General features: G+C 46.0%; 13 protein-coding genes. 7 read left to right on the top strand and 6 right to left on the bottom strand.

The annotated features are described in order from the left end of the window. Nucleotides 1-30: 30 nt before the first annotated feature. The 3 genes from HGD77_RS14430 to HGD77_RS14440 form a co-directional block, all read right to left on the bottom strand. Entirely contained in the window at nucleotides 31-675 is a 645-nt protein-coding gene (locus HGD77_RS14430; protein ID WP_004644893.1) for a trimeric intracellular cation channel family protein, read from the bottom strand. Between the two features lie 61 nt (nucleotides 676-736). Next, on the bottom strand, nucleotides 737-1201 hold the full coding sequence (locus HGD77_RS14435; protein WP_004644892.1) for a YchJ family protein: 465 nt from the start codon (nucleotides 1199-1201) through the stop codon (nucleotides 737-739). A gap of 73 nt (nucleotides 1202-1274) precedes the next feature. Further along, nucleotides 1275-2852 carry a TerC family protein gene (locus tag HGD77_RS14440; RefSeq protein WP_004644891.1) on the bottom strand — a complete coding sequence of 526 codons (1578 nt, stop codon included), beginning with the start codon at nucleotides 2850-2852 and terminating at the stop codon, nucleotides 1275-1277. A gap of 332 nt (nucleotides 2853-3184) precedes the next feature. On the opposite strand from HGD77_RS14440, the gene HGD77_RS14445 reads away from it, so the two are divergent. Then, nucleotides 3185-3805 carry a TIGR00730 family Rossman fold protein gene (locus HGD77_RS14445; protein WP_004281026.1) on the top strand — a complete coding sequence of 207 codons (621 nt, stop codon included), beginning with the start codon at nucleotides 3185-3187 and terminating at the stop codon, nucleotides 3803-3805. Between the two features lie 66 nt (nucleotides 3806-3871). On the opposite strand, the gene HGD77_RS14450 is transcribed toward HGD77_RS14445, so the two are convergent. Together HGD77_RS14450 and HGD77_RS14455 are read right to left on the bottom strand one after the other, a co-directional pair. After that, nucleotides 3872-4846, bottom strand: coding sequence for a hypothetical protein (locus HGD77_RS14450; protein ID WP_005101524.1), 975 nt, complete (start codon nucleotides 4844-4846; stop codon nucleotides 3872-3874). A 153-nt stretch (nucleotides 4847-4999) separates the two neighbouring features. After that, a complete protein-coding gene (locus tag HGD77_RS14455; RefSeq protein ID WP_415877831.1) occupies nucleotides 5000-6811 on the bottom strand; it encodes a choice-of-anchor I family protein in 1812 nt (603 codons plus the stop codon). 177 nt (nucleotides 6812-6988) lie between these two features. On the opposite strand from HGD77_RS14455, the gene mdtD reads away from it, so the two are divergent. The 6 genes from mdtD (at nucleotide 6989) to HGD77_RS14485 (ending at nucleotide 13251) form a co-directional block, all read left to right on the top strand. Then, nucleotides 6989-8380: a multidrug transporter subunit MdtD gene (gene mdtD, locus HGD77_RS14460; RefSeq protein WP_005101528.1), complete on the top strand. Its 1392-nt coding sequence runs from the start codon at nucleotides 6989-6991 to the stop codon at nucleotides 8378-8380. A 66-nt stretch (nucleotides 8381-8446) separates the two neighbouring features. Then, nucleotides 8447-9226: a GH25 family lysozyme gene (locus HGD77_RS14465; protein ID WP_005101530.1), complete on the top strand. Its 780-nt coding sequence runs from the start codon at nucleotides 8447-8449 to the stop codon at nucleotides 9224-9226. A 53-nt stretch (nucleotides 9227-9279) separates the two neighbouring features. Then, nucleotides 9280-10296 carry an MBL fold metallo-hydrolase gene (locus HGD77_RS14470; protein ID WP_005101532.1) on the top strand — a complete coding sequence of 339 codons (1017 nt, stop codon included), beginning with the start codon at nucleotides 9280-9282 and terminating at the stop codon, nucleotides 10294-10296. Nucleotides 10297-10316: 20 nt separating this feature from the next. Continuing rightward, a complete protein-coding gene (dinB, locus tag HGD77_RS14475) occupies nucleotides 10317-11372 on the top strand; it encodes a DNA polymerase IV (RefSeq protein ID WP_005101535.1) in 1056 nt (351 codons plus the stop codon). 222 nt (nucleotides 11373-11594) lie between these two features. Then, complete coding sequence (gene shiA, locus HGD77_RS14480) at nucleotides 11595-12905, top strand: shikimate transporter (RefSeq protein WP_005101537.1); 1311 nt, start codon at nucleotides 11595-11597, stop codon at nucleotides 12903-12905. Next, nucleotides 12895-13251, top strand: a complete 357-nt coding sequence (locus tag HGD77_RS14485; RefSeq protein WP_005101539.1) for a RidA family protein — start codon at nucleotides 12895-12897, stop codon at nucleotides 13249-13251. Before shiA ends, HGD77_RS14485 begins: the two co-directional genes overlap by 11 nt. A gap of 54 nt (nucleotides 13252-13305) precedes the next feature. Here the strand turns inward: HGD77_RS14485 and HGD77_RS14490 are convergent, their stop codons facing one another. Beyond that, the gene (locus HGD77_RS14490; RefSeq protein ID WP_004732580.1) at nucleotides 13306-13854 is read right to left on the bottom strand and encodes a DUF2726 domain-containing protein; all 549 of its coding nucleotides are present in this window, start codon (nucleotides 13852-13854) and stop codon (nucleotides 13306-13308) included. Between the last annotated feature and the right edge of the window lie 187 nt (nucleotides 13855-14041).

Consider the following 14041-nt stretch of genomic DNA (forward strand, 5'->3'; position numbering starts at 1 on the left):
TTTTATTGCCGCACTTTATACATTTAAAAATTAAGATTCGTCTTTGGAAGATGCCGAGTGCTCATCATCATCTTTATAAATGAATTTTGGCATTTCCAGACCAAAATAGATGGCGATCAGACGTAAGCTAAAACCAAAAATCAGGGTAGACAAAATGGTCAGATCCTGCGACAAGCCGTAGTGGCTACAGAGCCAGTAAAAGATCACTGAAACAAAGGCAATACTGGCATACAGTTCACGGCGGAACACCAGCGGCACGTCATTACATAAAATGTCACGCAAAATCCCGCCAGACACTCCGGTCAAAACACCCGCGACGGCGCTGACCACAAAACCATGTCCCATTTCCAGGGCAATCTGGCAGCCAATAATGGTAAAGCCAATGAGGCCCAAGGCATCCAGCACTAGGAAGACATTACGTAACTGTCGCATCCATTTGGCAATCAGGATAGTGACGAAGGCTGCGCAACAGGTCAGCACCAGATATTCGGGATGTTTGACCCAGGTCAGGGGATAATGTCCGAGCAGAACATCGCGGACCGAACCACCACCCAGTGCAGTAACACAGGCAATAATCATCACGCCAAACCAGTCCATGCTGCGCCGGCCAGCGGACAGTGCCCCGGTCATGGCTTCAGCGGTAATTGCAATAATATAGATGACGGTCAGTAACATCGCCCTGCTTCCACCTGAGGCTTTGAGATGGCGGCTATTCTAAGCTAAATCTGTGTGAAAGTTATAAGAATCCGGCACAACATTGCTTAAATTTTTTACCTGAACCACAAATACAGGGCTGTTTCATGCCGAGGGTCTGATCCGTGGTCGGATCCAGGAAATACCAGCGACCTTCCAGCTTCACAAAATGTGAAACTTCATGATGTATCTGTGCCTGCTTACCATCATGATAATGAGCCTTGAACTCAACCAATGCATGATTTTTATCTAATTTTTCATCGGCTTGAACTATCTCAAGCTTTAACCACTGATTGGCTTTACTCCAATCACTAATCGCTTGCAGGTCCAGCGCCTGTTGCTGACCCAGCGCAGTCGTGGTTTTGATGTAATCGATTTCATGCTTCGCGAAGGCACTATAACGGGAACGCATGAGTTGCTGCGCAGTCTCTGCGACCCGTTGTCCTGCATGTAAGGGCTGACAACAGCTGTGATATTCGCCTTGTCCACATGGACATGCTTCTGACATTTCAGTTCCATAAAAATAGCCCGACAATGCGGGCTATTTTAGCAAACTTTACAGGCCAAATATTGGCTAGAGTCTAGTCCTGTGCAGGAAGCTGCGGAATGATATGCACTTTATCGATCTTATGGCCGTCCATGGTAACCACTTCAAAGATATGTCCATCTGCTTCAAATTTTTCACCACTATGCGGTAAACGTGCCATATGGAATAGCACATAGCCGGACAGGGTAGAATATTCTTCAGTTTCATTGACCAGATCACGATCAAGCAATAAGGAAACATGACGGATGTCGGTGGAACCATCCAGAATCAGGCTGCCATCTTCCAGACTTTCTGCAGCAGCTTGCAGCTCATCTTCATCCGGAAATTCACCGGCAATTGCTTCAAGGATATCAATTGGCGTGACAATCCCTTCAATCGAACCATATTCATTCAGGACAATCGCCATTTGCAATGGAGCCTGACGCAATTGCTCCATCACCATCAGGACCTGGGCATTTTCATGCACGATCACCGGTTCACGTAAGTGCTTTTCAAAATCCAGCACCCCGGTTTCAATGTATTCGTTCAGGACTTTATGGGTCAGTACCACCCCGGCAATATTATCGAGTTCACTACGCGCCACGATCAGACGTGAATGGCTCATTTGCAATAAATGTTCTTTGATACTGTCGGGCTCATTATCTAGATCAATCCATTCCAGTTCAGGACGTGGTGTCATCACCGACTTGACCGGACGTTCTGACAGACCCAGTACCCCCTGCACCATGACACTGTGATAAATGCCGTTTTCATCATTAAAGACTTCATCAGCAAAGGCACGCGTCGCCAGAACATCTTCCGGTTCAGACGAATCATTGTCCTGAGCAGGTTTGCCACCGAGCATCCGCATCACTGCTGAAGCAGTCCGGTAGCGCATGTCGGTGGTGGTCACCATTTTTTCCTGATTGCGTTTCATGGTCTGGTTAATAAATTCGACAATCACCGAGAAGCCAATTGCAGCATACAGGTAACCTTTCGGAATATGGAAACCGAAGCCTTCGACCACCAGCGAGAAGCCGATCATCATCAGGAAGCCCAGACACAGAATCACCACGGTCGGATGTCTGTTGACGAAATCCATCAGAGCTTTGGATGCCCAGAGCATAATCCCGATGGCAATAATCACGGCAATCATCATCACTGACAGGTCTTTGACCATACCAACCGCAGTAATCACGCTGTCTAATGAGAATACGGCGTCCAGCACCACGATCTGGACAATAACCATCCAGAATACCGCATGGACCGGATTTTCTTCTTTGATGACGGGTTTGGCTTCCAGACGCTCATGCAATTCCATGGTGCCTTTAAACAGCAGGAACACCCCACCAAACAATAGAATCAGATCTCGGCCCGAGAAAGCATGATCAAAAATGTGGAACAGTGGATCAGTGAGGGTCACCACCCAGGCAATCGAAGCCAGCAAGATCAAACGCATCACCAAGGCCAGCATTAAGCCCACAATCCGCGCGGCATTACGCTGTTCTGGTGGCAGTTTCTCCGCCAAAATGGCAATAAAAACCAGATTGTCGATCCCGAGTACAATCTCAAGAACAATTAATGTGAGTAAACCGACCCAAGCTGAAGGATCCGACATCCATTCAAAGATCATACGCTTGGCTCCTGACACTCAGGACTGCTGCATTGAATGAACCGAGACTGTAATGAAACAGCATAATATTTTTGATATTGAATAATATCAATTATTTGACGGCGATTTATAGAGTTACACGGCCAACTACCACTACCCATTTTCGTTCTATTGTTGTGAAACCAATTTTTAGTATAGCAAGATCAAATCGAAATTCACCTTTTTTCATGGCTGTTTATCGATGAATTTTGCCTAGCTATAATGCAGTGAAAATGTAGCCGCACACAGAATTGTCATATTTGTTAATTAAGCTATAGTCACAAGAAAGAAAAATGATAAGGTGAAGAAAATAAATGCAAAGCGTAATTCAAATGACAGATTATTTTAAAGAAAACTCCCCAAAAACAACACGCCCTCTAGTGGCTCTCTATTGTGGTTCACGTGCAGGCAATAAACCAGTTTATTTAGAAAAAGCCATTCATCTCTCGCAAGGATTGGCAGAACATGGTTTCGGGCTGGTTTATGGTGGCGCCAGTATTGGCTTGATGGGACAGGTCGCGGATGCCATGATCCAGCATGGCGGTGAAGCCGTAGGGGTGATTCCTGAATTTATGCTGGATTATGAAATTGCCCATAACCAGCTCACTGAATTACATGTGGTGACCAGCATGCATCAACGCAAGGCTATGATGGCTGAGCGGGCCTGTGCCTTTGTGGCCTTGCCAGGTGGACTGGGTACGTTTGAGGAAATTCTGGAAATTGCCACCTGGGGTCAGCTGAACCAGCACCAGAAACCGATGATGCTGTATAACGTGAATGGTTTCTATGATGCCTTGATTGCACAACTGGACCGTGCCGTCGAAGATGGTTTTTTACCGCCACAGCATCGCGCCAAACTGATCATTTGCGAACACGAAGAAGAAATTTATACAACTTTAACCAATTTAGGCCATCCGCAAAGATTTGTGGTTTAAACCGTTCTAATTAAGAAAAAAGCGAGCACCTGGCTCGCTTTTTTATTGGATTTTTAATATCAGGACTTATTGACCATAATTCGTCACAAAGTCATAAAACATCGGCAAAGTTGTTGCCAGAATGACCGACATGGCCAGACCGAACATTAGTTTCATGGCATCTGCACTGACATTACGTGAAGTACGATGTTTGTTGACTTCATCCAGAATCATCGACATGGCAAATTCACGACCTGCGAGTAATCCCAGGAATACCCAGGTGGTACTCATTGGAATGTTGCTCCACTCTTTAAAAACTAACAGGATAATGGCATACATGAAGTCGATAATCGTTGCAGCACGAATATCGGTCACACCGGTTTTGGTGTCAACAATGTTCTGGATAGCCCCGCCACGTTGATACAGAATCACACCCAGCAAGACCACGAATACCGTAATCGCAAACATCAGGAATTCAAACGGCACCTGACGTGGCACATACACGAAGATGTTAGCCAGATCCTGAATCAACCATTGACTCCACAGGAAACCGGTAGAGACCCACTGCAAGCCCATCCAGACCTTGGAGTGTTCCTGATGACGTGTCTTGGCAAAATGCCGTGCCAGCTGCTTGACCACAAAACGATAGATGACAATCGCTACAATAAAGGCGACGGCATAGCCCATCATCGATTTGACCATCATCGAGCCTAAGCTGGCAGGAGAGAAAATCGTAAGCACCAGGAAGGTGGTACTGACTGGAATCCCGTATTTGGTCAGTATTAACAGGAGAATTGGCGGCACAATATACAGCCAGGTAATACCACCTTCAGGGAAAGGAATCGTTTCTAAACGACCGTATGAGGCATCACCCACCCCAGATGCATACCAACCATAGACCAATACGACAATTAAAATTGAGCTGATATAAATCCACAACACCCACCATGGGCGATGTGAATTCGAAGAAATAAATGTCCCTAGGGTTTGAGGTACATCATTTCCGACAATAGAGTAAGCGGCCAAACAGAAGCCGATCACCATCAAAATCTCGATTGTCATAAAAACAAACCTATACGCGAGGAGATTTCAGCACTGCTGAAAAGTTGGCCCAAGATTATGACGGTTTTATTTCATTTTAATGACAAGACTGTCATATATACGGTCACCTTACAAAAAAGAGCACCGAAGTGCCCTGAATCTAAAAGCTTTTGGTTACTTGAGATTTACTTGATAAATCGTGGTGCTGCCACTGACTTCATGGCCGACCATCAAGAGTGGTTTCTTATTCGGGGAGTCTTTGGCGGGGATAAATACCAAACCTTCCGGTCCTAAATCACCAGCTTGTCCCATTTCAATCTGCGCTGTGGTCGCTTTAAAATCACGTGAATTAATATATTGCACGAAGACTGGTGATGCAGGTATAGACACATCATAGACCATGATGCCACCGACACGCTCCAGACCAATAAAGGCAAAGGTTTTTTGGCCAATCTGCCCCAAGGTCACCCCTTCAGGTTCCGGCCCTTTATTGTCACTGCGATTATCCAGTCCGGCTTCTTCATGATTAAAGTTGAAAATCTCAGGATGATGTTTGGCAATATACTGCTCAAACTGATCACCCGAATCCCATACCAGTTCTAAACCGGTCTGTTGATCATTTTCCACCCAGATACTGACCGAGCGTGTACCAAAGCTATATAAATGATCATAGACCAGATTGCCACGTTCATTCAGTTTGGCTGTACCATCGGCATTTTTTTGATAGCCTTCAGTCCACGTAATATTTAAACGGCCCAGCAGATGATCTTCACGGCAGTCTTTGGCATCCCCTGCCACCGCGCCACAATACGCAAAATTATTCGGATTGAGTTCTGCTCCTTTGGCCAATACACGAAGATGAGCTGGCAAATCATCACCCAGACGGCGGTCAAAACCTTTGGCATGGACTAAGTGTTTCACCCGCCATTCTTCTACAAAGCCCTGGCTGATATCGTTATTGAAATATGCGGGATTGTTTTCACCCCAGGCACGGGCATCGCCTTCATTGGCAGACACAATATAGGTTTTGCCCGCGACCTCGAAACTTGCAATCGCATCTGGCATATATAAGCCACGGACATTGGCCCAAGTTTGAATATTGATTTTGCCTTTACCGTCGACACCATCCGCATCGCTGACATCCATGCCATGACCATTTATGCCATGATCTTTAAAGCCAAATGGATAAACAGCGAGTACTTTGGCAGAAGCCACATCAATTTTGGCCAAGGCATTGTTTTCCTGTAAGGCAACCCAGGCGGTTTTTCCATCTTTTGAAACAGTGATGTACTCAGGTTCAAAATCCTGCGCTGCGCTGGCCTTTGGTCCGAAAATGCGGATGCCCTGTTCACGCAATGCTGCTTCCCGTCCATTAAAGGCCTTAAAGTCTGCTGTACGAACGATCGGGGCTTTTAAATTGGCCAGATTAATGACAGACACCGACCCTTCAGGGTCAACCTGATAATCATCAGAAGGCTCGCCTTCATTGGCCACCAGCAAAGTTTGACCATCCGGTGTGAAAGTCAGCATGTCCGGCAAGGCACCCACCTGTACGTGGGCCAACTTGCTCAGGTCTTTGGCCTGATATAAAGCAATATAGCCCGGGTCAGTTTTCACAGCAGCCTGAATCGCAATGGCGACGATGCCATTATGTACTGCGACACTGTTGACCTCAGCCTCTGGCGCAATGTCATCGACCTTGATGGAACTTATTTTTTTCGGCTGATCAGGCTGACTTAAATCCAGCACATCCAATACGCCTTCTTTGGCATTGACCACGAATAGGCGTTGACTCTCGGTATCAAAGGCCGGAATTTCTGCTGCACTTTGCGCAAACACACCCGATTCATAAGCGGCTAATTTGCTTAACTCGATCGAGTTCGGTGTAGCCTCGACGATTGGAACCGGTGTTTCATTTTCATTCTCACTCCCACATGCCACCATCCCCACAGCCAGCATGGCCACTATCAATGATTTTAATTTCATTTTTTTGTTGATCTATCATGAAGAATTCGTGACCAATTTATAACCAGAGCATTGCAAAGCCATGACAGATCGGTTGCAGTTCCTTGACACAACACCGCATAAAAGTTGAAACGCTTTATATACGACAGACTCGGCTGATTCCTTTAAACTATTCAAAATTTTCAGTTTTCCAGAATTATGAATGCCACGCCTACGCATCAAGCCTTAGATCCCGAGTTTAGATTGTTGGTCTTGTTGGTCTCGATTGGCTTTTTCATGCAGGGGCTGGATACCACCATTATTAATACCGCCTTACCTGCAATTGCTCAAAATTTGCAGGAAGATCCGCTACGCATGCACAGTGTGGTCGTGGCTTATGTGCTGTCTGTGGCGGCCTGCATTCCCTTAAGTGGCTGGCTGGCAGACCGGTTCGGGGTCAGAAATACCTATTTTGCTGCGATTATTATTTTTTCTTTCGCCTCTTTGGGCTGTGCCTGGTCAAGTAGCCTGAATGAATTATTGGTGTACCGGATCTTTCAAGGGATCGGTGGTGCATTATTGCTGCCGGTCGGCCGGTTGGCGATGCTAAAGATCATTCCCCGTACCCAGTTTCTGGCCGCCATGAGCCTGATGAGTCTGGCCGGCCTGATTGGTCCGTTGATTGGACCGACCTTAGGTGGCTGGATGGTCGAATATCTGTCCTGGCACTGGATTTTCCTGATCAATCTGCCGATTGGCTTGCTGGGCGCACTGATTACCTTTAAGGCCATGCCGAATGTACTTGAACCTACAGTGGCCCGTTTTGATTATTGGGGCTTTATCTTGCTGGTCGTGGCCATGGTGGGCCTCTGTCTCGGAATTGAAAATTTTGCCAGTCCACAAAACTCGCTGTGGTGGAGCCTGAGCCTGATTCTGGTTGGTTTGTTGGCCACCCTGATTTATGCCTATCATTCACATACCCATAGCAATGCCCTGTTTCGCAGCCGGCTGTTTAAAAATAAAATTTATGCGATTGGCATTTTGGGTAATTTCTTTGCCCGTCTCGGCGGCAACTCGATTCCATTTTTACTCCCCCTCATGTTGCAAGTCGCATTCGGTTTCGAGCCTTTTATTACCGGTTTATTGATGATTCCGACTGTGCTCGGTTCGCTGGCCTCCAAACCGATTATCCGCAAAATCATTCAGCGTTTTGGCTATCGCCGGGTCTTACTGGTCAATACTTTGCTGGTGGGTCTGTGTATTGCCAGTTTTGCCCTGACCACGGCAGAAACCCCAATCTGGCTGCGTGCGATTCATTTCTTTATCTTCGGCATTTTAAATTCACTGCAATTCGTGTCGATGAATACTCTCACCTTAAAGGACTTAAGCCAGCAGGATGCCAGTAGCGGCAACAGTTTCCTGTCGATGATCATGATGCTATCAATGAGTATCGGGGTGGCGCTGGCAGGAACACTGGTGAACATGCTGAGTGCCTATTACGGCGCCGACAATCTGGTGGCTGCTTTTCATGTGTCACTAATCTGTTTAGGCTGTATCAATATTATTGCGGCCTATATTTTCTGGCATATTCCTAAAAATACCCCGGTTTGATGCGATATATTCACTTCGGGCTGATTGTAAGTTTTAGGCTAAATCACATATAGGCAAGGACTGGAAATGCAAAAAAATCAGGCTCCGAACAGAGCTAATAAATCGCTCTTGATTGGGCTTGGCGTGCTGATCACCGTGATCACGATCGCCATAGTTTATCTATGCCTGATGAAAGCACCATCTGCCCATGCAGCTGATTATCCGATCCAGGGCTTTGATGTATCGCATCATCAAAAAGAGATTCAGTGGCAGCAGATTCCGCCTGAAAAATACCGTTTTGTTTATTTGAAAGCCACTGAAGGCGGCGACTTTAAAGACACCCGTTTTCAGGAAAACTGGCTCAAGGCCCGGGAACGCGGCTTTCTGGTCGGTGCCTATCATTTCTACCGGCTCTGCCGCGATGGCAGCATTCAGGCACAGAACTTTATCGATGCTGTCCCCAATAAACCGGATGCCTTACCGCCAGTGATTGATCTGGAATATGACAGCAAATGCATCAATACCTATTCTAAAGAGCAGCTTTTAAACGAAATTCAGGTGATGCACGATGCCCTGAAAAAGCATTACGGCAAGCAGCCGATTTTCTATATTTCTAAAGCTTTTTATAATATTGTACTAGCAGGGCATTTTCCCGACGTACCGCTCTGGGTACGTGAATACAAAGGTCTGCCTGATTTAAAAGATCAGCCTAAATGGACGTTTTGGCAACATACTAGTCAGGGGGAAATTCCCGGCATTACCACACCGGTGGACCTGAATGTATTTTATGGCTCAGCACAGCAATGGCTGGATTTTCTCAAGAAGAATGCGATTGTAGTACCTTCATCTGAGAATCAAGCGAAATAAAGCTGATCGCCTGAAAACAAGTTCTTTATAAAAACAACAAGGAAATAAAAAGATTGAAATGGATAAAAGGCATTTTACTCGGTCTGGTGATTCTACTCCTACTCATCGCGGGTATGCTGGCTTATCTGTTGCAAGCTTCGGGCAAGGTTAGTGACTTTAAAGCGTGGCAGCCGCAAACCGGTATATCCGTTCACGGGCTTACAGTCAATTTTTTTGGTGTGTCCACCCTGTTACTCGATGATGGCCACGATCAGATCCTGATCGATGGTTTCTTTAGCCGGCCATCTTTGCGGCAAGTAATTACTCGACCTATTCAAAGTGATAAGCTGCTCTTAGAACAACTGGTACAATGCCATGAATTGAGCCGAACCCAAGCCATTCTGGTCAGTCATTCTCATTATGATCATGTTCTGGATGTCCCGGCTTTACTAGAGATGCTTCCCGAAACTGCTGTGGTCGGTTCGCAAAGCACCCTGAATATCGCCCGGGCAAATCCCAAAGTTACTCCACAGCAATTACAGCCGATTAAGCCTTGGCAAGTACAGCAATGGGGGCATTTCCAGATCACTGCAATTCCCTCACAACATACCCCGCCCACAGTGGTAAATGATGATTTAGGCAAAGAGCTGCTACAGCCTTTAACCCTTCCGGCCAAATTTTCCGAATTTAAAGAAGGCGGCAGTTTCGATTACCTGATTGAGCATGCGAGATATAAAATTCTGGTCAAGGCCAGTACCGGATTTATCCCGGATCAATTTAAAAACCTACAGGTCGATACTTTATTTTTAGGCATTGCCCAGCTTTCCAGACAATCTTCTGCCTATCAGCAACAATATCTAGCTGAAACCCTGAACATGCTCAAGCCCAAAGTGGTGATTCCAATGCATTGGGATGATTTTTTTCAGCCTTTAAACCAGCCGCTGCAATTTTTACCTCGTCTTGCCGATGACACCCCAAAAAGTTTGCAACTTCTGATTCAGGCTGCCGAGACACAAGGGACCAAAGTCGTTCTGCTCAGTGGACCGCAACCCTATTTACTCAACTCAGCCTTCGCTTCCCAATCCGATTAAAGCCCCTTAAGATAGCGGATATGCGCAAAATTATTCATATTGATATGGATGCGTTTTATGCCTCGGTAGAGCTGCGTGAACGTCCAGAACTGAAAGACTTACCTGTGGTGATAGCCTCGCATCATCCTCGGGCGGTGGTCGCGGCTGCCTCCTATCCGGCACGGTTTTATGGCCTGCGTTCTGCCATGTCCATGGGGCAGGCGCGCAAACTGTGTCCTCAAGTTATCGTGATTGAGCCAGATTTTGCCAAATACCGGCAGGTATCGGCACAGATTCATCAGATCTTCCAACAATATACTTCCCTGATTGAACCACTGTCTCTGGATGAAGCCTTTCTGGATGTCACAGAAAATTTAAAACAAATCCCAAGTGCTACCGAAGTCGCCATGCGAATTCGCGAGGATATTTTTCAAGCCACCGGATTAACTGCTTCTGCTGGTGTAGCGCCCAACAAGTTTCTCGCTAAAATTGCTTCGGACTGGCACAAACCGAATGGGATCTGTGTGATTAAGCCATCACAAGTTCAGGGATTCATCCAGGATCTGCCACTGAAAAAAATTCCTGGTGTCGGTAAAGTCACCCAGGAAAAACTGAAAAGCCTGAATCTAGAAACTTTAGGCGATTTACAGCAAATTGATGAAGCCTTACTGATTCAACATTTTGGCAAATATGGACGGCGGCTATTTTTGTATGCTCAAGGCATTGATGAACGACCGGTCGAAGTGGAACGGGAACGCCAGCAAATTTCCAAAGAAACCACTTTTGATGATGACCTGCATCTGAACCAATGTCGCCCCTATTGGGAGCCTTTACTTGGGCAAGTATGGCAAAGCCTGCAAAAGAAACAGCTTTCTGCTCGCGGCGTTACGGTCAAATTAAAACTCAAGAATTTTCAGGTGATGCAACACAGTAAAAGTTTTAAACAGGTGCTGCGTAGCCCACAGGAATTAGCCCAAGCCTTGGACTTACTGCTCGACGACCTGCATATTGCTCCGCAGATGCAATTTCGGCTGATCGGCGTCGGCGTGTATCAGCTCAGCGTCCTTGAGACTGAAACCCAGTTATTGCTACTCTAAACCTTTTTTGATCATGTTTTAGGCATCAGTTTAAAAATACGGCAACTTTGTTTTTACATTTTGATTTTTTAGAGTACTCTATCTGCGCAATGCATTATCCATGTATGTGCCGAGATGCTGAAAATCACCTTTACTTTCAGCATGATGTCCTGTGATTAGCGTGACGATCAAATCCGAATATTACAGGGCAACTCTGATGTAACTCATGGAATCCCCTCCTGCATGTCTTCTGTAAATTCTTCTATTGTTCAAGAACAACGCGCACGTAAAGCTGCGCTATCTAGTTTTGTTGGTGCTGTTGTCGATTGGTATGATTTTCTCCTTTACGGCATTGTTGCAGCCTTAATTTTTAAAGATCAGTTTTTCCCTAGTATTGGCGAGAACATGGGCACCCTGGCGGCACTAGCCACCTTTGGGGTCGGCTTCCTGTTTCGTCCTTTAGGCGGTGTGGTATTTGGTCACTTTGGTGACAAGCTCGGCCGCAAAAAAATGCTGGTACTCACGGTAATCCTGATGGGAATTTCCACGGTCGGGATTGGTCTACTGCCAAATTTCGAGGCAATTGGCTGGTGGGCTCCGGTGCTGTTGGTGTTTTGTCGAGCCTTGCAAGGCTTTGCTGTCGGTGGTGAATGGGGCGGCGCAGCTCTGATGGCAGTTGAAAATGCACCCAAGGGTAAAAAAGCCTTTTATAGCAGTGGCGTTCAGGTCGGCTATGGTGTTGGCTTGGTATTGGCCACCGGTGCAGTGTCGATTATTATTGCGACACTGGGTGAAGAAGCCTTTGCCGAGTGGGCATGGCGTATTCCCTTTCTGGCCAGCATCGTACTGTTAGCTGTGGCGATGTGGATTCGCCGTGATCAGGATGAATCTCAGGAATTTGTAGAAAACGTGGTCAAAGCAGACCATCATCCAGAAAAGCTGCCAATCTTGCAAGCCATCAGCAAACATCCAAAAGCTTTCTTCTATATCATTGCCTTACGTCTGACTGAATTGCTGACCATGTATCTGGTCACCAACTTTGCCCTGAACTATTCCACCAGCAACCTAGGCATGGACAAACAGTTCTTCCTGAATATCACGCTGATGGTCGGGGTAATTAGCTGTTTCAGTATTCCATTTTTTGCTTGGCTGGCGGATAAATTCAATCATCAGAAAATGTGTGTCTGGGGCGGTTTGATTGGTGCGCTTTCAGCCTTTCCATTTTTTATGGCGCTCGATGCACAAAACACCTGGATGATCATTGTCGGGGCAATTTTACTGGCGAACGTCGCACACGATATGGTGGTCAGTGTCCATCAACCGATTTTCACCTCCCTGTTTGGCACAGAATACCGCTACAGCGGTGCCGGAGTTGGCTATCAGGTGGCGAGCATCATTGGGGGTGGTTTTACCCCATTTATTGCAGCGGCACTGGTGATTTGGGCGGATGGTTCATGGCATTATGTAGCCATCTATCTGGCGGTGGGTTGTCTGCTGACTGCACTGGTCGCAGCCCTGATGCCCAAAACTCAGGATGAACAACATGACAGTTGAACGTTTACACGTATCGAAACGCTTTTCGGAAATTGCTATTGCCGGTAATCTGGTGCATCTTGCCGGCCAGCTGGCCACAGATGTTGAACTGGATATTAAAGGGCAAACCCAACAGACTTTAGATATTATTGACCAGTTTCTGGCAGATGCCGGCACAGACAAAAGTCACATCATGTCGGTAACCATCTATTTGAAAGACATTGAAAAAGATTATGCAGCCTTCAATGAAGTCTGGGATGCCTGGGTCGCTGATATCGAAGCGCTGCCTCGTACCTGTGTAGAAGCAAAACTCTATGATCCACGGGTATTGGTCGAACTGACTGTCGTGGCGGTTAAACCAGAATAATGTTTCAAGATCGATACTCATAAAAAAAGCATGCTTCTGGCATGCTTTTTTGTTTTAGCCCACAGCTTTGATTTTACTGCGCTCTAAATCCGAATATAAATAATATTTTTTCAGATCATTGCTAACTGTATATTTGGGCATTTTCTGCATTTGCGCTTGCTCCTGCAAGAAGTCCTGGCGCAACTGATAATATTCCGGCACATCATCGTAACGAATCACCCGATAACCGGCCATGGTTAGTAATGCATCCTGAAAACCCGTCTGCTGGGGACGCTTTAAGATTAAGGGATCATCCACTCCCACCACGGCTAGAATCTGGTGCTGCTGATCCAGAATTACAAAATCTGCAGTCAGGTTACGGTACTTATGTCGAGTCCGGTTAAATTTAGTCGTCATTAAGGCATCATAGGAAACATGTGCCAAAATAATGTATTCAGGTAAGACTTCTCTCAGGCGAGTGAAGGTCAATTGCTCATTCAGGTTAAAAATAGCACGCTGCTTTAACGCACTGTCTTGTGGTTTGGAATTATTTCCGAGCTTTTTCCATGCCATGAGCACGACACAGAAGAGCAGGAAACTCCCAATCATAATATAGGTGGTCATGCCTAAATCCTTGCATTCTTATAATCATTTTTGTTTTATTGTTGTGCAGTATAAACCCACGCTTTATTTTAAATAGATATAACAACCAATCTGTTTAAATACCCATACAACTGGTATCAAAACTCGATTCTGTGTTACCTAAAGTGACATCTCTCTGGATGCCAATGAAAGTGGATTTAAAGTACTG

The organism is Acinetobacter sp. NEB149, assembly GCF_012516415.1.
Lineage (GTDB): Bacteria > Pseudomonadota > Gammaproteobacteria > Pseudomonadales > Moraxellaceae > Acinetobacter > Acinetobacter lwoffii_V.